We start from the raw sequence: 20631 nt of genomic DNA, 5'->3' as shown, positions 1-20631 counted from the left end.
ATAAAATACTTTGACTGGTTATTTAGTTCACTTGATCATTAACCAAGCACTTGGATATAAGCGCCAGCACGTAACTCTTGTAGCCAGTCTTCTTTGGCTTGTGGTGCTAGGCGTTGATATAGAGCTTGACGTGCCATAGTGCGACGATACTCATCGCTGACATCTTGTTGACGCTTACCTTCAACTTTAAGTATGTGCCAACCAAATTGCGTTTTAAACGGGGCAGAATAGTCACCGACAGCTGTGTTTTTCATCATTGCTTCAAACGGAGCAATCATTTGATCTTCACCAACCCAATCTAAATCGCCGCCGCGCCCTGCTGAACCAGGATCGTCTGAATACGTTGATGCTAGACTATCAAAGGCAGCACCATTACGTAGCTGACTATATAGGTCGTTAATTTTTTGCTCAGCAAGAGCATCTGTTTGTAGCTCATCAACTTTAACCAAGATATGACGAGTATTCCACTGAGGAACAAGCATGGTATCATTGGCTTTTTTATTGGCAAGCTTAATAATATCGATACCTTCAGGGGTGACTAAAGGCGCACTCACAGCGCCAACCTCAAGTTTGGTAATCTCGCTCGATAGCTCAGTTGGGAGGGCAGCGGCTTTATGAAAGCCCATATCACCACCTTGTAATGGGATAGGGTAACTGCCTTGACTGGCTGCAATCGCTTCAGCGACATTGACATTTGGCACAAGAAGGCGTGTACGTAACTTTTGTGCCACTTTTAAGGCGTTATTACGCTGTGCTTCTGATAGGCGACTATAGTCATCCATATATGGAACACGGACATGGACTGTCTGATACTCACTTTGGTTCAAGCGTTTGGCTTCAGGTGATGCCAAAAATGCATCAATATCCTGCTCGCTAATACGCACACGATTGGTGATTTGACGCTGTTGTAAGGCTTGAATAGCGGCATCTTCAATCAACTGCGTGCGCAAAGTCGCATAGCTGCCCAATTGCGCTGAGTCTAAACGCTGTTGTAAAGCGGCGATGCTATTTAAACCTTCTGCTTTTGCTATTTGTTCTAAGCGCTTATTGATAGACGCTTCATCGGGATTTAAACCAACACGTTTGATCAAGGATAGCTGTAGTTCGCGCAAAATAAGCGCGTTTAATACTTCTGACTGTAACTGTGCTGAATTGGCAATAGGTTCACCCGCCGCTTTTGCACGTGCCTGTGTCTGAGCAATTGCAGCAATGAGATCACTTTTTAAAATCGCATTTTCATTCACCAATGCAATGATGCCATCTGTACTATTGGCAGGCGTTAAACGAGCCACGTTGTTTTTTTGAGTTGTCGTCGCTTGCGCTTTTGCAGAGTTCACCGTTGCTGCTTGGGCACTAACGCTCATACCAAGAGCAGTCATTAAGCCCATCGATAGGAATACTGCTTGGCTTGTCTGGCGTAAAGAAAAAAATCTCATGATGCTCCTCATCAATGTCATTGCATCGGATGGTAATCGGTTAAATCCACTCGCCACTACTTTAGCATCAAATAATGTTAATACTAAAGTAGTGGCTAGGGTTGTTTATAATAGAATGCAAACCAGTTTATACCATACATACTAGGCTATAAATTAGGCTTGTTTCTTATCATGTTATTAGTCTTTCCATGCATTTTGAACAGGTTCAAAACCTAATACTTTATCAGCAAGTAAGCGTGTCAAACGGCTACTACCACTGCCAAGACCACTTAATCTCACTTCTGCCATAATCGCTTGTGTGGGTTTTTCAGCAATATTCAAGTCATTATAGTAACGACGACCATAAACCGCAAAGCCAAAACAGCAATCTTCATAATCGATCCCAATCAACGAATCGAGCATTTGGTTGCGATTATAGTCGTATTGACCTTGAGCCAGTACACGCCAGTTATTATTGATTGGGAAAACTGCTGACGCTGTCAATGCAGACAGTGGTAACTGGTTGGTATTTTCATCACGTTGACGTTTGATAAAGCCTACATTAAATAAGCTTCTATCAGATGGCTGGTAACGTAACTCAGTAGTAATGTAATTTAAATCGTAGCTATTGGTCAGCGCGCCACTCACATCGACCCAGACATTATTATACGGCTGTGTGCTGGTATCCCAAACTAACCCTGAAGAGGATGAGGTAAAGACAGGTTTTGTATTATCAAGCGTAACGCGTCCATCATCGAGATAAAATTGTTCACCAATGCTACCATCAAAACGTGTCACGCCCGTTGCATCGATGTAACGATAGTTAATACCTGGAGTAAAAGCATGTAAATCTTGTAAGCGATCATGCCCTAAAAACCAGCTGTCTGAGAATAACTGCTCATAGTTAATAGAAGCAATACGAGTATTAAAGTTTGGAATATCGTTTTGGTCTTTATAAGGCGAGTAAGTATATTTCAGGCGCGGGCTAAGTAAACGATAACCACCTAACGTGTCATCAAATGCGCCAAACGGTGAGCCGGCTTGATAAAAATGTAAACCTGCATCAATACTGGCTTGCGGGACAAACACTGACTGGCTGCCATCATCTTTATCCAGTGAATTGTCAACTAAGCTATCTTCATCATAAGTGGTAAACAGATGTTGTAAGCTTAGCTTTGGCTTGATATAACCCCATGAGTTCTCCATAGGATAAGATGCACTGAGTTTATTATAAAAACGTGTGCCACTTTTTTCATTCTCAGAACCATCATCGATAGATTTTTTAAAATAAGCGGAGTCACTGACGCCAGTGATATCAAAATGCTTTGCCCAAGGTAGACGGTAATCAAGTTTGAGCTGCGGTAGGCGCGAGTAAGGCTTGTCTTTATCTTGCAACATCTGCCCATTGTTATTCAACGCATCAAGTGTTTGGAAGGTTTCTACTTTTAGCTCGCCGTCGACATAGTCATTATAATAATTCAGTTGCGCTCGGCGCGGCAAGTTTAAGGTGTTATCTGATAAACCTAGCGTATCAAAATCATTAAGGTAGTCGGCATCAGATACGTAGCTGTATTTGGCCTCACCGCTTAGGCGTGGGATGCTGGTAGATGACCAATAATGATCATAGAACAAACTGCGGCGGTCTTCGCCATCGTATTCTTTATCATTAGGCAAGTACGAACCATTAAAGATACCATCGCCATAATTTTCTGTTAAATAACGAAACTCTCCAGATAGCATAGGATTACGAGTGGTATAAATATGCGTGCTTAGCGTGGCATCATAGTTGGGGGCTAGGTTGAAATAGTAAGGCACATCAATTTCAAGTCCGTTTTCGCTACTGATACTTGCATTAGGCAATAAAAACCCACTACCGCGTCGACTGTCTATCGGAAAGTTAAAATAGGGCAGATAAAATACGGGCACATCAGCAATACGGAAGGTGGTATTGTAAGCTTCACCGCGTCCTGTCTCGGTGTCTAAATCTATGCTTTTGGCATCAAATTGCCACTTACGATTGGTCGGAGGGCAGGTGCTATACATGACCTCATCCAATTCATATTGGCTCTCATTCGGTCGGTTTAAGCGCTTGGCATAACCATGTGCTTGTAGCTCAACACTGGCAAAGGCAACATTTGTAGCAGTAGATTGCCCTGTTTCAGTATTATAATTCAAATTGTCAGCGACACCAATGAGACCACCTTGTGTTGCTTTATCAGTAAGGCTAGTTTTACCATTTTGCTGAGTGCGGTCTTGTGCCCCATTTACAGAGACATTGCCAGTAGCTTGGTCAGTAAACATCACTTTGCCTTGCGCCGCTGCCACCCCATTGCTTAAGTCCAATACGATTTTTTCAGCCTCAATATGCTGAGTCCCTTGGTCAATGATGACATTACCTGATAGCTCGGCATAATCGACATTATCATAGTAGCCATAATCTGACTCTGCAAATAATGGCGCTTGATTGTTGGGCAGACCATTTAAATTGGGTGCTGGTTGACCATTACTGGCGCCTGCTTCATTAATAGCCCGTTGATAGTTAGGGTTTTTCTTAGGATAAACCCATTGTCCTTCACAGCGCGCCGCACTATCGACGGTATGTGGCAGCAAGCGCAGATTGCTACCTACGGTTGGGATATTAGTCGTTACAGGCGTCAAACTGTTTTGAATATTATTTTGTTCGTCATTTACGCTAGTGCCTGCATTGTTTGATGTTGCAACATTCGTATCTGGCGTCAGCTCATAAAATTCTGCTAAACGTTTAAGGCTTTCTTGAATACTCTCATCATTGGTATCAATTCGACGATTACCAGCTTTTGCTGCGTTGCTTGTATTTACTGGGGCAACGCGGCTATCTTGGCTCGTCTTGGTACGATCGTTAATCGCAGTGATATTATTGTTATTTACAGCCGCGTCATTACCTAGAGTAGCATCACTACTCAAACTGGCTTTTTTATAGGCTGCTGACTGCTGACTGTCGCTTTGATAGCTGATATCTTGATTGATTTCATTATTAAAACCAGCATCAGTTGCTACGTCATCAGCATACTGGTTTGAGCTATCAGTCACCAATGGCTCAGGCATCATCGAGTCAGTCTGATTGATAGCGGCGCTAACGGTCAAGCTCGATAAGCCTAGCGCGCCAAATAAAATCAAACGGATGCTTTGGTAAAGCGGAGAATATAACAAGGGCACACCTATGATTTGTAGAGCCTATTGGATTGCAATATATCGTCTATCAAGTCTGTTTTAGACAGCTACAGGGCTTTATAAACGAATAATAAATAATATAATCTTAAAAGTTGGGACGTTTTACATATAATGACGACTAATCATAGTCAAAAAAAACCAAATCAGCTACACTATTTATCAAATTATTAAAGTTTATTAGATAGCCATGCTATTTTTAAGACAACAGCGACTGTGCAATAAGCGCTCACTATTTTAGCAAGTATTTGTCCTACTTATCACTCATTTAGTCATTTACGACTTATATTTAACCTGCGATGCTTTTTATGACCGAAAAAACTATTACCGACGAACGAATATTAGAACTTGCGATACTTGCCATTAATACGCGCCAAGAGTCATTAGAGTGCTGGTTAAAGCAAGTGTTCGAGAATCAAACCTTTACCCTTGAAAGCTTGCCAGGTGATGCCAGTGCTCGCCGTTATCACCGTATTCAGCTAGTAACTATTGATACAGATGATACGACAAAAATAGCGCGTTATATTGTCATGGATTCGGCTGATGAGCAAGACGCGATGCAGCAGTTTATTAATGTGGCAAAGCTCATGTCGCAAGCCATCAATGTGCCGACGCTGATCGCGCAAGATGTGACAAAAGGCTTTTTGGTCTTGCAAGATTTTGGCGCGGTAGAGTTCGCTCATTTATTGGTTGGTGCTACGCCTGCGCAAGTAAATGACTACTATCAATCAGCGATGCAGACACTAGTTGCGTTGCAACAGATACCGGTAGAGACAGCAAAATCTCAGCATCAATTGCCTGATTATGATGCCGCAATGCTAACCCGTGAAATGGACTTATTTAGCGACTGGTTTATTCCACATATCGGCGTGACACTTGATACGTCATTATGGGAAAACCTAAAATCAGCCTTGATAGAAGAGATTCTATTACAACCGCAAGTCATCGTCCATCGTGATTATCATAGCCGCAATTTGATGCAGGATCAGGCGGATAACACGCGATTAGGGGTGATTGACTTTCAAGATGCCGTGATTGGTGCGCATAGCTATGACTTGGTATCATTGCTGCGTGATGCCTATGTCGAATGGTCGGAAGCGCAAGTAACGCAGTGGATTCATGATTTTTGGCAATTGCAAAAACGAGCAGGGCTATTAACAGCAGGCAGTGCTGAGCAACTTGAAAGTCAGGTCAATATCATGGGCGTACAGCGGCACCTAAAAGTGCTTGGTATTTTTATCCGGCTTTATGAGCGCGATGGTAAAAGTCGTTATTTAGCGGATATTCCTAAAGTCATGCGTGATTTTCTTTTTGAATTAGAATGGCTAAGTACCAAAGGCAGTGCGCGTCTGCAACCAGTCGTTTTGCCATTTAATCAATGGATAATGAATACAGTATTGCCTGCTTATCAAACCAAATTTGTGCAGCAATATATTTAACGCTCATATATTTAATGTCAATGTATTCAAAGCTATTAATTATCAGTCGCCTCGTATAAATTTCGCCAAGAATAAGGATTATCTATGTCGGTAATAACGCAAGCCATGATTTTGGCAGCCGGTAAGGGTACGCGTCTGCGTCCATTAACCTTAGAGACACCAAAGCCGTTAGTGGAAGTAGGTGGGCAGCCACTTATTATTTGGCATATTAAAGCGCTACAAGCCGCTGGTATTACTGATATTACGATTAATGCCTCTTGGCTGGCTGATAAGTTGATGGATACGCTTGGCGATGGCACGCAGTTTGGCGTACAGTTGCACTGGTCACTTGAAGCAGATGAGCCGTTAGAGACAGCAGGTGGTATTTTTAAAGCGCTACAAACTGGAAAGTTAAAAAATGAACCATTTATCTTAGTCAACTCTGACGTATGGACGACGTTTGATTTTAGTCAGTTGGTCACGTATGAGCTAAGCGCAGACCAGCGCGCCCATTTATTGTTGATTGATAATCCTGAGCATAATGAGGGTGGCGACTTTGCTATTAATAATGGTTTGGCAAGCGAGCAGGCCATTGGTGACGCCGATAAATATACTTTTGCTGGCATCAGTGTGGTGTCGCCACGATTGGTTGATGGCTTGGTGTCAGGTCAATCTGCCGCCCTTGGCCCCTTACTTAGACAAGCAATGATAAAATTCCAAGTAACGGCTGAGATCATGCCTGATAATTGGATAGATGTTGGTACGCCTGAACGCCTAGAGCAGGTAAATACCTTTATAGAAAATAAAGGTGTAAGCGAACATTGCGGTGCTTAATTAAAAATGGATTACAGCCTTATTCAAAAAACATAGTAGTAATAGGCTATAAAAAACCGCAGTGCTAATTATTGATTAGCGCTGCGGTTTTTTATGAATAGCGAATGGGGTAAATGTTTATACGCCCATTGCCAATTTAATCAACTGGGCAATGGTAAAAATCGTCAGAAAACCTGCGATATATAAACCAATAAACCATGCCCACTGAGATTGTTTTTTACTAAGATTTTTCATGATATTCTCCTAAACAGTGTTCTCCTGAAAACTATAGGATATAGAATACTGCTCAATAGCTATTAATACATGTGCTTGTGATCCGTTTTACCTTTAAACGTATAGTAGGCAAACGCGGTATAGCTCAAAATAATGGGTAGCATAATGCCAGCACCAATAAGCATAAATGATAATGAAGTATCTGCTGCTGCTGCCTCATAAATGGTCATTTGATACGGCACGATGTAAGGGAAAATCGCAAAACAAACACCGATATAACCCATCAAAAATAGCACGACGGTCAATAAGAACGGGCGATATTCACGCTCTGAGGTCAAGTCTTTACGCATAAAGAAAAATAACGCCAAGACGATAATCGGCATCGGTGCAAGGTACAATAACCCTGGGAAACTAAACCAACCTTCAAGCGCATCAATGTCTGAGAAATACATAAAGGCAGTCACGACAATCATTGCGACTACCAATGCTGATAGCATCCAACCAGAAACTTTACGCGCCCAAACTTGCAGCTTATGCTCAGTCTTAATAATCAACCACGTCGAGCCAAGCAGCGCGTAACCGATAATCAGAGCGATACCGCAGACCACAGAGAATGGCGTGAGCCAATCAAAAGGGCCGCCGGTATATAAACGATTACTTGCCTCTAATCCTTGTACCAACGCGCCAAGCATAATCCCTTGGAAGAAGGTAGCAACCACAGAGCCGATAAAGAAAAAAGTATCCCATACATAGCGATGTGAGGTTGCTTTAAAACGGAACTCAAATGCTACGCCGCGCATAATCAAACCGAACAGCATAAAGGTGACCGGCAGATAAAGCCCTGTCATAATAATGCCATAGGCGACTGGGAAGGCGGCAAACAAGCCACCACCGCCCAATACTAACCATGTCTCATTACCATCCCAAAAAGGGGCGATAGAGTTCATCATGCGGCTACGATTTTTGTCGGAACCCGCAAACGGGAATAAAATACCGCAGCCCAAATCAAATCCATCAAGTAACACATAAACGAAGACAGCTAAAGCAATTAAGCCGCCCCAGATGAGGGGTAAATCTAATACGTCACCAAAGTTAAACATTAGCGTAATCCTCCATCTTCGACGTCATCGGCAGGCTGATCCAAATCTTCTACTTTCTCACTGGCATTGCTATCGCCGCTTAACGTGCGACCTTGACCTTCAGTGATAGAGTGCTCATAGAAGTTATCATCAGCAGGGTCTTCATACGGCTGTGGACCCTTTGCAATCAAGCGTAAAATATAAAAGCTGCCTGCGCCAAATACGAAGACATATAGCACGATAAAGCCAATCAGCGTCGTTGCCACTTGTTGTGCCGCAACCGGAGACATGCTTTCTGCCGTTCGAATGACGCCGTAAACTGTCCACGGCTGACGTCCGGTTTCAGTGACGAACCACCCAGCAAGTAGGGCGATAAAACCCATCGGGGTCATCATCATCCATAAGCGGTGGAACCAGATACTGTCAGAATTAAATTGTTGTTTTTTGAAGTATTTATATAGACTAAATAGTCCCACCAATACCATGAGCATACCAATGGCAACCATAATACGGAAAGCCCAAAAGACAATGGGAACGAATGGACGATCTTCTGGTGCCCAGTTTTTGAGCCCTTTCACTTCTTTATCAAATGAGTGGGTTAAAATTAAACCGGACACATAAGGTATTTTAACTTCATAGTGATTCTTTTCCGCTTTTTGGTCTGGAATACCAAATAATACCAGCGGCGCACCGCGCTCATTTTCCCAGAGCCCTTCCATTGCTGCGACTTTCACAGGCTGGTGCTCTAATGTATTAAGCCCATGCATATCGCCGATAAGTACTTGTGCTGGGGCAACAAAAATCGCCATCACCATCGCCATACCGAGCATGACACGACCGTGTTTGCGATGTTCAACATGTTTTTTGGATTGTAGATAATACGCACCGATACCGCCAATAACAAAAGCAGTCGTCAAGAAAGCCGCGGTCATCATATGGGCATAACGATAGGGAAAAGAGGGGTTAAAAATGATTTCTAACCAATTGGTGGGATACAGTAGACCATCTGCGCCAACTATAAAGCCTTGTGGCGTCTGCATAAAGCTGTTGGCAGCCAAAATCCAGAACCCTGATATCAGCGTACCGATAGCGACAATCGCCGTTGAGGCAAGGTGCATACGTTTACTGACACGACCCCAGCCAAAAAGCATAATCCCTAAGAATGATGCTTCTAAAAAAAAGGCGGTCAATACTTCATAAGCAAGCAAGGGGCCCAGCACGTTACCCGCTTTATCGGAAAACACTGCCCAGTTGGTGCCGAATTGATAGGACATCACCACGCCTGACACGACACCCATTCCAAATACCACGGCAAATATTTTTACCCAGTGTTTGTAGACTTCGGCATAGATAGGCTCACCAGTTTTTAACCACCGAAACTCTAAAACGGTCAAGAAGCTGGCAAGTCCGATTGAAAAAGCTGGAAAAACAATGTGCCATGAAATAACAAAAGCGAACTGAATACGCGCAAGCATCAGCGCATCAAGCTGGTCAATCATAAATGTAGCGAACATAAGCGGTTACCCTTATATTTTAGCTGAATAGCGCTTGCTTCCATGTTACGCTGAAATCATTGTTCGTAGCTGTCCGTCGATACGGATGTCAGTAGGATAATAAGTGTTACGAACAATAGTCAATGTAAACTGGCTATCGTTGTCATTTAGACAACACCTTATCTATGATAATTTAAGCACTACTATTTAGTTAAAGTAAATAATTTATGTCCTTATAAACTATAAGATATGTCTCTTATGGCATTATTAAAATATTTTCTATTTCAGCATTATGCGCCTGAGTTTGCTTACGCGCAAGTTGCTATCCAGCCATATCACGCACCTATTGGTCATAAATGATTAACAATGTAATATAGTGCTTTTCAAGTCATGGCTATTGTTTAAGTAAGGTTATCAATAGATACAGAACAGTAATATAAAACAATATCTTTTAATAATATTTTTTTGCTATCTATTGTAAAAAATCTACTGTGAAAATAACCAACCTGTTATTCAATTTGAGCTATTGCTGTAATTGTTTATGCAATATACGTCGCAAAGTCAGAATGGTTTGTGGATTTTCTTGGATACTATGGCCGCCATTGATAACCGTCTCAGACGCTGCACCATCAAGATGCGCACTGGTATAGGGGACGATACCATCTGACAAACGCTCAGTTAATACTTGGCTGATCTCTTCATTGACGATAACAGCAGCGACCAGTGCTTCAGGTGGCAAGGTATCTGTCTTAGCAGTCACATCTTTTGCAGTCTCTCCATCAACTACGGCAGCTGAAACGTTTAAATTATCTGAGTTTTCTACATTGCTTGTACTACTGGTATCGACAGTCTCAATCACGCTATCGTCATCTTCTATGACTGCTTGCGACAAATCAAGTTTGACGCCTGCCGGCTGCATTGCTGCCAGACCTCTTGTGATATCAGAATCGTTATTGGCAATGATCGAATGATAAGTAATACGTTTGTTGATGCTAATGTCTTTGGTTAATTGAATAAAAGAAGACTTGTCGCTCAATTGACTAGCACCATTTTGCAGGTATAACGCCCCTAGAGGGTTATTCGCCAAGTCGCCTTTTATAGCAATGGTTGCCAAATTGTCCGTAACAGTTTTTACTAAGCCCACCGGCAGATAAATAATGCGGCGTAGCGCACGGGTAAACCAGCGATCGGCATAGTCAGTACCTTGGAATGGCGAAGATAAAAAGACTGCTGTATCAACTTGCGGTAGCGCCTTTAATTCAAAACGGTTGCGTAGCTCTTTATTGGTAAGTGCTTGCTTGAGCATGGCGTCAACCTGACGCTGGCTGCTGTTGGCTAATAAACTGTTATCGTCTAATGCATCCAGATTATTCGCCAAATTATCATCAGATAACATCATGCGAGCAATGATGCCGCCCATGCTATGGCTAATAATGACGCTGTTCTTGCTGGCAAGATTTGTCCCTGTAGGATCTGTTTGCTGATAAGTGGCAGTGATTAATTTTTGGATTTGATAGCGATTTTCTAAAATAGGCAGATTGGTCGGATAGAAAATCTGCCATACCTGATAGTTATTACGTAATTTATCATCATTAAAAATATCGTTGGTCAAATTGACCCACGTTGCCGGACTTGATGCCAGACCATGCAGCATGATAATCACGCGTTTATTAGGGTCATAGGGCTCAAGCATAAAAAGTTTGGGTAAACTGGCTTCTTTTTGACGGGTAATAAGGTTTAGATAGCCGACACCATCGAGCTGATTTTCTGCTAACCAGAGTCCATAACCGGCAGAGAAGTTGGCGGCCAGTGGATAGTCATCACCTAAGATAGAGGCGCTCTCGCTGCGGTAAGGGTTATATAAATGGATATCTAGCTGCTCGCTACTTAGTGTGTCGAGTACGCTAGTGCCCGTAGGTTTAATCAGTCCTGTCATCAATAGATGCCCAGTAGGATAAATGCGTGAGCTGGCATCTTCTTCTTGAGCAATTTTTGCGGCGTTGCTTGTGCTATTGTTGCCAAGTCTGCTATTAGCCGCTTCTTGACCGATTTGACCTGAGAGCGAAGAGAGTAATAATTGACGAATAGTGGTGGTATAGCGATCGTCCAATGACGCTACCAAACTGATACCTAAACCCGGTCGCTTGCTAATGGAGTTTAGCCCCGACAAGCGCAGCTCATAAGTAGACACTAAGTCTGCTAGCGCAGAATTTTTCTCATTGGCATTTTTAAGATAGTTGTTTTCATTTGGCAAATACACATTTAAATGATAGTTGTCTACTTGCACCTTCATTACTTTGACTTGATCGGTTGGCTGTCCTTTGACGGGTGAACTATTGGCGATGGCTGCATTGACGGCAAGCTCACTACTATCACGCCTGCTGGTATTAGCGGTCGTGGCAAGATGCTCTACTTTTACATTGCGCATCAATTGGTTCATGTCGCCTGTTGATTGATAAAGCTGAGTAATAACATCATTGCTCGCGGCATTATAGATATCTTGAGTTTGGATATCGATATCGCTTGGGATACGATTTTTTGCCCGTCCGCCACTTACTTTTTCATCGGCTCCTTCAAAATCATGCTCTAGACTGTCATAGAATAAGTAGGTATAGCTGGATTTGATGGCATCAAAGAGACGCTCTTGATAGTCGATTAAACATATCTCGGTTTTGCTCTGCTGCGCTTTAGCTTCAGCATCATCTAAAGGTGCATTGGCATAATAGGGATCAAGTGGCGGACGGGCAAGAGCATTGCTACAGCTCTTTGAGGTAGCGAGTTGGCGCGCTTTTGCATAGTGTAACTCTGAAAAGGCGGCCAGTGCTGGGCGATAGTGCCTATTAAGCATGCTATCAGCAAGCTGTGTTAAGCAAAGCTCAAACTGCTGCATACAGGCTTGCTCATTGAGCCCTGCTGACAATAATAATGATGCCGTATCACTACTGAGCTTGTTATCAGTGACAATATTACCTCGCTGCGCCGAAATCGTCTTGGCAGAGGCCTGTCTATTGACAGAGACCGTGCTACAGGCAGGTAATATTGCCATAGCTGATAGCAGTGCCAATACAGCTAAAGGCATCTTATTTTTATGAGTGGCTTTTGGCGCATTATTGACAGGGTCGGCGAAAATCATAGGTAATTCCAGTGAATAATGGGCAGGCATGTATTATCAAATAGCAATTATATTAGGATGAGTGTAGCGGAAGTTTGGTGCTTCGACTATCGTATTTATCGCCTTATATTCAAATTTTGCTAAACTTACTGGATACGACGCTAGAGAAAATAGCCTTACTGAAAAGATAGAATAATAAAGAAGGACAGCGCTTCAAATAAAAGTGAATGTAAGAGCATGATGATATTTTATTTGACGTTCATAATACGCGTTTATATTTGGTACAAAAAAGCGCCTTAGTTTTATATCGTTAATTTCTCAATATAAAAAAAGGCGCTAGATTTTTAATTTTTAACTATGTTTATCTAATATTGATGACGTATTTGTCATACATCATCTTTATAAGGTTTTGATTTACATATTTGGTTTGATATTTGATGCTGGTATATCCCAAATATAAAACTTACCGTCTTCGATTAGCTTGATTTGCTGACGGATAACCGTATTGTCTGGGACTTTCTGCTCTAAACGACGCAAACGCTCTAGCGCTTTTTCACGGCGATCACTCAAGACATCCGATTGTGCCAAGCTTTGCTCTGCTTCGGTATAACCTAAGCTAACCGCTTGATCAAGATACTTTTGACCTTCTTTAAAACCACCGCCTTCTGAAAGCATCATGCCATATATAAAGTTGGCTTCGCCGCTATCCGGTTTGATTTTGATGGCACGGTCAATATATTGCCCACCACGTACCGTATATTCTGACCCTAAGTCTAAGTTACGTCCCATACCATTGAGCTTAGCAGCACGCAGTAACACATCGTAAGAAGCCTTAGGCGATTTGGCATAAGGTTCAATCCAGTCAGTTAGTACTTTGATTTTTTCACGAGCGTAATGACGCTGGGTGCGGTTAGGGAAGTTTGGTGGATAATGGCGTGCATAGGGTGATGTGTCTTTAATAAAATCATCGAGTAGACTGACATCCAATTTGTCTGTACCAAGACCGGTTTGCTGCGCTATCAAGATGGTAGGTACAAAGCTGATGTCTGAAAGTTGCACTTGCGGCGTTGGAATGTTTGACAGCTGACCACCACGTAAATCGATACCCGTTGCAACCATCGGTCCACGCTCATAAACCCGTGTCGTCCCTGTAAGCTCATTATTCTGATTGGTCTGGATGGCTTGATTTTGGATAGTATTTTGAGGCGCACGAGTGGGAGTGGGCTGTGTATTGTTTATTTGAGTATTAGTAACTTGGGCACTGCTTTGTTGATTCGTATTGATATTTTCTTGAGCACTCACTTGTGCTGCGGTACTTGTTGCTACTTCTGGTTGAACAGTGATTGCTGCCTGAGTAGCACTGACAGCTGCATTAGGTCTAGCAAGACGAATCACTCGTTTGCTTGAGTCAATCGCGCTCGGTACAGAAGTAGTTGCAGTCGCTGAAGCATCAACTTCGACAGCATTCACAGGCGCAGATAGCATCATGGCACAAGCGGCGGCCAATGCGGTTAAAGTCGCAAACTTAGGCGATGTTTGAGAGTGGGTCGGTTGACTGATGGCGTTCATAAAGATAGTTACCTTATTTAATCGTTGTTTTGTCTATTTGGTCGTTATTGATAAATCCATTGCTTAATAGCTGCTAGACATTGACGTTGTACTCATATAGTTACGGCAAAATCGTACAATTTTTTATACCCTAGCAAATTAATCTCAATACGAACAGTAGTAGGAGTGTTAAAAGTCATTACTGAGGTATTTTTTGCTGCCCTGTGTTTGTCAAAGTAAATCAATTAAAAATGATAAGCCGTGGCTTTCATGCGGTTTGCCATCCAGCGCATGGTATGACGCATGAGTGGCGACAATGCAGCGCCACCATTGGCAAGTGCCAACTCACGATGGTGTAATTCCTCGCTATCCATTTGTGCCAATATCTCTTTTGAGCGCTGATCTTGTGGGGGGAGTTGTCCAATATGATCTTGCAGATGTTCGCTAACTTGTGCTTCTGTTTCAGCGACAAACCCCAAACTAAACTCGTTAGAGATGGCGCCTGCTACTGCGCCGAGACCAAAAGACATGCCATACCATAAAGGTGTAAACACACTTGGATGACTACCAAGCTCGTTTAGACGCGTCTCACACCAGACCAGATGGTCGACTTCTTCTTCGGCAGATTGCTGCATGGCTTGTTTGACACTATTATCTTTTGCCGTAAATGCTTGCCCATGATACAGCCCTTGCGCGCATACTTCTCCGGTATGATTGATACGCATCAGCCCTGCAACGTGCCGCGATTCTGTAATACTCAGCTCAGGAATCTCATCACTACTCACAGGCAGAGGGCGAGTACTCGGATTGGAATGCGGTACGACCGCTCGCAATGCCTTGTCTACCCCAAGCAGTAATTGATCGATTTTAGATAAGGAACGCAAAGCCATGATTCACTCCTGATGGCATTATTTATTATGAATAACGTGTTGCTATGGAATTTTTAAAGCGTTGCAGCGACTACTACTCAATCTTAGAGCTTACTATAGCAAACAACATCAATGGTCGGCATCATAATAATGAGGCGTTCAGCAATCGATTTATAATGACAGTTGTCAATAATGCTGTTGATTCAAATTATCAAACCCTTTAATCCTGTCTGTTTAGCTGATCATCATGAGTTTGTATGATGGCATGCTTAATATGTTTATTCAGCTTGGTATATAAAAATACCCCAAAGGCAATATTAAGTAAGCCTGTAACAAGGAATAACTGCGGTAGTGACATGCCCAAGCTATTTAAGACCACGATAGAAAAAATCGCTGAGCCAACCATAAATATGGCATTAAATATGTTATTGGCACCAACGATGCGTGCACGATGGCTTTTGGGTGCATACGCCTGCATAGATGCATATAAAGGGACAATATATAAGCCGCCACTAAAACCCAAAAAGAATAAATCGACAAAGACGCGCCAGCTACCAGGGATAGCAAATAATCCGCTCACTGCGATTAACGTCTCAGTATTCCCATCAATCGATAATCCTGATAGAGAAAAATACAAGTCGATAGCAAAGATACTCAAACCAGCGATACCAAAGGGTAATAAACGTAAGCTGACCTGATTCTTGGTAAGCCTTTTGCATAATAATGAGCCGATAGAGACACCGACTGAGAATAAAGTCAGCAGGAAAATTACCACTGATTCATCGCCATGAAGAATGACTTTGCTGAATTCAGGTGTTTGGGTCAAAAAAGTCGCGCCATAAAACCAAAACCAGCTGTTGCCCAAGATAACGAAGAACAAAAACCGTAAGGAATATAAATAACGTACCGTTGACACACTGGTGGTAAAGATATTCCAATTAATCTTTAAATCAGGCTGCATCGCTGGCATGGTGGGTATAGATCGGGCGGCGAAATAACCTAATATCGCAACGACTAATACGGTCAGACTAATCCAATATAGCGGCTGTGGCACTTGGGTTAAGACGCCAGCGATAATCATACCAAGTAATATCGCTAATGACGTACCCATTTGAAACAGACCATTGGCACCGACCAACTCATTTTCTTGCATCGCTTGTGGTAAATAGGCATATTTGATGGGCCCAAAAAAGGTAGATTGTGTGCCCATTAAAAACAACGCGACAAATAAGAGTGCATACCACTCAAATACAAAACCCACTGCCGCAATCACCATAATGGACAGCTCAAGTAGCTTGGTTAAACGGGTCAATTTAGACTTTTCAAACTTGTCAGCGATTTGCCCTGCCAGCGCCGAAAATAGAAAATACGGCAAAATAAATAACATGGCCGCCAAGTTATTTAAAATACTGACCTCAACGCCAAGCTGGCTCGCCGCCGTGTAGGTCAAGACTAATATCAGCGCTTGCTTAAAAATATTGTCATTAAACGCTCCCAAAAATTGGGTAAAAAACATGGCGCTAAAACGGCGACGCTTAAATAACTGAAACTGATTGGCCATGAAAATTCCTACAAATGGGTCAAGACAAGTAAAAGTGAAGCAAGACGGAGAAAATAGTCATTAATACTAGGGTAATTATCAACGCTATCAAAAACTTAACTAAATATGGCATAGGTTTTATCAATGTTAAGCCGTATAATAGCAAGGCTTTGGCAAAAATACATACGTCCAATGCTATGATTTCATAATTAACTAAGTTATGATTTGTAAATTTTAGCCGACTAAATCCTAATAAAGTGGCCAATAGCAAAGGTTTGCCGATGCTTAAATAGTCTGATGTAAGTAATTTTTTATATACTAATTACATATTAATGCTTCAATCGTAGGCTAAATCGTCAGACAAAAAGTAAAGCTGCAAGTTAAAAAATTGTTTTAGCTCATTATAATTGTTGTCATCACTGTATTTACCGCTAAGACTTAGCAGTCGTCAGCGTCAGCAACCTTGCACTGCGTGAGGGAATAGGAATGAATATGAAACATCAGCCTTCAACGCCAGTGCATAACGTACCTGTTAAGTTGCCTGACCTCTTAGGTTGCCAAAATAGCTCAATCAAATCTAGTGCTACTATTAGTGCTAACGACACTCCGCGTCTTTATTTTACCCGCACAGCGCTTTTTAGTGCATTGACCACCAGCTTGGTCGGTTTTGGCTGTAGTCTTGCCCCTGCTGCTTTTGCCGCTACTACTGATTCAAATAATAGCGCTATAAGCAGCCAGATAACAGCAAAAACTGCTACAGCAGCGTCACCAAAAACCCCCAAAGCGGCTATTTCTGATGATGACCGTCAGCTGGATATGGCGTTAGATGCGCTGCGCCTAAAAAAAGCGGTCGAGCAAGGTGTTATTGAGCAATCTATATTGGATGACTATAGTGAGCAGACGCTAGGTATTAAGAATCCAAACGCGAAAAATTCAGCAGGCAAGACTAACAGTAATGTTACTCCAGAAAATGCCAATAGCTTTAATAATGATTTCGAGGATGCGCAAAATTTTGATACAAATCAAGATCAAGATCAAGATCTAGAGCAGCAAGCGGCAGCGATACAGCAGCAGGGCTATCAGATGATGACGCCTGAAGAGATTGATCGTGAGCTTGCGGCGATGGACAGACAAAACGCGCAAGATATCGATAGGATTGGCACTAGTAATAATAGTGGTTTTGATGCGCCTGTCGCCACTTTAGACGATCGTACGCCGCCGATTGGGCTGGATGTGGAATTAGACGCGACCAATCTGCCTACACCCAGTAATTTAGACACATTAGGCATCAATGAAAGCATTGCTGAGCGAGCTGAGACTGCAGAGATCATGGCGCGTCCTATTACTGTTAGCGATGCTGTCAGCAGTGGTAATGCCAGTGAGGTAATGGATAACGATATTTTAGCCAACGTCAATCAATCAAAGAATACAGAAAACTCGATCAATCCTGATGACTATTTGCCAGATTATCAAAACGATACCGAAGCCGTTAGCGAAAGTATCGAGCAAGCCAAAACGCCGAGTCCAATGGCGCGCAATAAAGGCAATATTGTCAAGCGTCTCTATAATCGATTGTTTAATTCAGGCTCACTGGCGCTACCACACGTAGATACTACGATTTACTTACAACAAGTCGCAGCTAATAATAGCAATGCTGTCAATACCAAGCCGATACTAGTCAAAGCTGATGACGATGTGCAGCCTATTAAGAATATCAAGGCGGCGCTTGATGATACCACTGTGCAGTCTGTCGTTGATTTTACAGCAGCTTTACCGCGTTTACGCCAAACCGCATTAGATGCTGCAAAAGCAGTTGGTTACTATGATGTGACTTTGCGTCTAAGCCAGCCTTATACAGACACGATCGATGTCATTATTGAAAAGCTGGGTGAGCCAGTACGTGTCGATAGCCGTATTGTCGACATTCGCGGTGCAGGCAGTGAGCAAAAAGAATTTGTTGAGCTTGAAAAAGATCTGCCACCAAAAGAAGGCGATATCTTTAACCACCGCGTCTACAAAGACAGTAAATCTGCCCTTGAGTCGCTCAGTAATACTTACGGTTACTTTGATCAATATTGGTTAAATAAATCCGTCGATATTATCTTGCCTGATAACACAGCAGATGTTTCACTGGTTTACAATACTGGCGATCGCTATGAATTTGATGAAGTGGTATTTTTTACTTATGATAGAGAATCAGGGACACTGACCCGTGATCCTGCAAAACTGCCCGTTGAATTGTCACTGTTAAGGCAGTTATTCGACTTTAAAGAAGGCGATCCTTTTTATCGTCCCGCTGTCACCAAATTCAGTAATGATTTATCGGCGACCCGTTATTTTAATACCATCAACGTTGAGTCGATTTTGCCGCCAGATGAGCGCACACAAAGTGCTACTTTGGCCTTTGATAACTCACCAAATGTGGATAATTTTATTGAAACAATGGATGACGAAGTAAACAATGCTTCCGATGTTAATGCGCGCCAAATAGAAGGTGTTAGTAATGAAGGCGATCTTTATGCCAATAGCGGAGAGAAAGTAAATGCGGCTGACATTGCTGCTATCGAATTTGAAGCCGATGAAGAGACGCTTGAGAAGCTCCAGGCCATTAAGCAAAAAGCAGAACGCTTAAGCCGTCTGCCAAATGATCGGGTATTGGATGAAAAAGACCAAGATTCAAACAGTATTTTGGGTAAAATTAGTGATGCTATCAGCGACATTGCACAAAAGATATTCCCGGATGAGAAAAGTATATTGGCGGATGAGAACTTCGTACCACCAACATTAGTAGGGCGTAAAACACCGCAAGAAGTGTTAGAGAGTAAGAAAGTACCCTTATACGTGTTTGTGGCGGCGAATAAACCGCGCGATGCTCAGGTGGGTATTGGTTATGGTACCGATACGGGTGTCCGCGCAACCGCGAAAATAGATTATAATCTGCTCAATCGTAAAGGCTATCAGGCAGGACTTGAGACAGAAGTCTCAAGAATTACTAAAAATGTCGGTGTCTATGCTAGCGGACCTTGGAAGCATCCTTTGAATGATAAGCTTGAAGCAAGCTTAACTTATGAAGAAGAAGCTATTAATCAAGGTGAAGGCAATTTCGATTTGTCTACCAAAACCCTAAAAGGGTCGCTAGCGCGTAATATCCGCCGTGAAACGGGTTGGAATCGCAGCTACTCTCTGCGCTACCGTTTAGATGAGTTAGAAACGGGTATTGATGATGAAGCGCAGTTAAACGATCTTCCTATTCGCTTTACGTCTTCACAGCCTAGACAGCAAGCATTATTACTTGGTTATGGCATCAGTAAGACAGATGTAGATAGTGTGACCAATCCCACTAGCGGTATCCGCCAATACTATTCGATTGAAGCGGGGGCTGATAAAGCGTTTAGCGATACCAATCTAGCAATTGCTCGCGCTGGCGTCAGCGGTATTTATAGCTTTGGTGCTGATGACAAGCATCAAGTGCTTGGCAGTATCAATACTGGTTATATTTGGGCAGATGACTTTGATGAGGTGCCTTATAAGCTGCGCTTCTTTGCTGGTGGTGATCAAAGTATCCGTGGTTATGACTATGAAAGCTTATCGCCACTAGATAAAGGCTATCTGACTGGTGGACAAATCCTCGCGGTTGGTAGTGCAGAATATAACTATGAGTTTAAACCCGGCTTTCGCGGTGCTGTTTTTACTGACATTGGTAATGCTTATGACAAAGATTTTGAGACAGATACCAAAGTTGGTGTCGGCGTTGGTATCCGCTGGGCGTCACCTGTTGGCGTGGTGCGCGTCGATGTTGCAGCTGGCGTGACAGAAGAGAGCATTCCAGTTAGGTTGCATCTGTTTATTGGCTCTCCTTTATAAAAGTCTATAAACAAAACCGTTTCTTTTTATTATTCTAGC

Annotated in this window: 12 protein-coding genes; 3 read left to right on the top strand and 9 right to left on the bottom strand. The window is 42.6% G+C overall.

Annotated elements, in window-relative coordinates:
• Window positions 1-38 precede the first annotated feature (38 nt).
• Both FQ083_RS08945 and FQ083_RS08940 read right to left on the bottom strand, forming a co-directional pair.
• Window positions 39-1436, bottom strand: a complete 1398-nt coding sequence (locus FQ083_RS08945) for a peptidylprolyl isomerase (RefSeq protein WP_149409598.1) — start codon at window positions 1434-1436, stop codon at window positions 39-41.
• 177 nt (window positions 1437-1613) lie between these two features.
• Window positions 1614-4604, bottom strand: a complete 2991-nt coding sequence (locus tag FQ083_RS08940; RefSeq protein ID WP_149409597.1) for an LPS-assembly protein LptD — start codon at window positions 4602-4604, stop codon at window positions 1614-1616.
• Between the two features lie 317 nt (window positions 4605-4921).
• Between FQ083_RS08940 and FQ083_RS08935 the strand changes: the two genes are divergently transcribed.
• Entirely contained in the window at window positions 4922-6061 is a 1140-nt protein-coding gene (locus FQ083_RS08935; RefSeq protein ID WP_149409596.1) for an aminoglycoside phosphotransferase family protein, read from the top strand.
• Between the two features lie 84 nt (window positions 6062-6145).
• Window positions 6146-6874, top strand: coding sequence for an N-acetylmuramate alpha-1-phosphate uridylyltransferase MurU (gene murU / locus FQ083_RS08930; protein WP_149409595.1), 729 nt, complete (start codon window positions 6146-6148; stop codon window positions 6872-6874).
• Window positions 6875-6991: 117 nt separating this feature from the next.
• On the opposite strand, the gene FQ083_RS12945 is transcribed toward murU, so the two are convergent.
• From FQ083_RS12945 to FQ083_RS08900, 7 genes are all read right to left on the bottom strand, one after another.
• Window positions 6992-7108 (bottom strand): hypothetical protein, encoded by a 117-nt coding sequence (locus tag FQ083_RS12945; protein WP_020443792.1) that lies wholly within the window; start codon window positions 7106-7108, stop codon window positions 6992-6994.
• Window positions 7109-7170: 62 nt separating this feature from the next.
• Entirely contained in the window at window positions 7171-8187 is a 1017-nt protein-coding gene (gene cydB / locus FQ083_RS08925) for a cytochrome d ubiquinol oxidase subunit II (protein WP_149409594.1), read from the bottom strand.
• Complete coding sequence (locus tag FQ083_RS08920) at window positions 8187-9680, bottom strand: cytochrome ubiquinol oxidase subunit I (protein ID WP_149409593.1); 1494 nt, start codon at window positions 9678-9680, stop codon at window positions 8187-8189. The genes cydB and FQ083_RS08920 overlap by 1 nt, the downstream gene beginning before the upstream one ends.
• 502 nt (window positions 9681-10182) lie before the next feature.
• A complete protein-coding gene (locus FQ083_RS08915; RefSeq protein ID WP_149409592.1) occupies window positions 10183-12792 on the bottom strand; it encodes an esterase/lipase family protein in 2610 nt (869 codons plus the stop codon).
• Window positions 12793-13185: 393 nt separating this feature from the next.
• Window positions 13186-14340 carry a tetratricopeptide repeat protein gene (locus FQ083_RS08910; RefSeq protein ID WP_149409591.1) on the bottom strand — a complete coding sequence of 385 codons (1155 nt, stop codon included), beginning with the start codon at window positions 14338-14340 and terminating at the stop codon, window positions 13186-13188.
• Window positions 14341-14564: 224 nt separating this feature from the next.
• Complete coding sequence (gene coq7 / locus FQ083_RS08905) at window positions 14565-15203, bottom strand: 2-polyprenyl-3-methyl-6-methoxy-1,4-benzoquinone monooxygenase (protein ID WP_227500774.1); 639 nt, start codon at window positions 15201-15203, stop codon at window positions 14565-14567.
• A gap of 205 nt (window positions 15204-15408) precedes the next feature.
• Window positions 15409-16749: an MFS transporter gene (locus FQ083_RS08900; protein ID WP_149409590.1), complete on the bottom strand. Its 1341-nt coding sequence runs from the start codon at window positions 16747-16749 to the stop codon at window positions 15409-15411.
• A 465-nt stretch (window positions 16750-17214) separates the two neighbouring features.
• Here FQ083_RS08900 and FQ083_RS08895 point away from each other — a divergent pair, with 465 nt between their 5' ends.
• On the top strand, window positions 17215-20592 hold the full coding sequence (locus FQ083_RS08895; RefSeq protein WP_149409589.1) for an autotransporter assembly complex protein TamA: 3378 nt from the start codon (window positions 17215-17217) through the stop codon (window positions 20590-20592).
• Window positions 20593-20631 lie beyond the last annotated feature (39 nt).

The organism is Psychrobacter sp. ANT_H59, from assembly GCF_008369225.1.
Taxonomy (GTDB): domain Bacteria; phylum Pseudomonadota; class Gammaproteobacteria; order Pseudomonadales; family Moraxellaceae; genus Psychrobacter; species Psychrobacter cryohalolentis.
The sequence above is the reverse complement of the archived record's forward strand: the minus strand, read 5'-3'. Positions and strand labels throughout refer to the sequence as shown.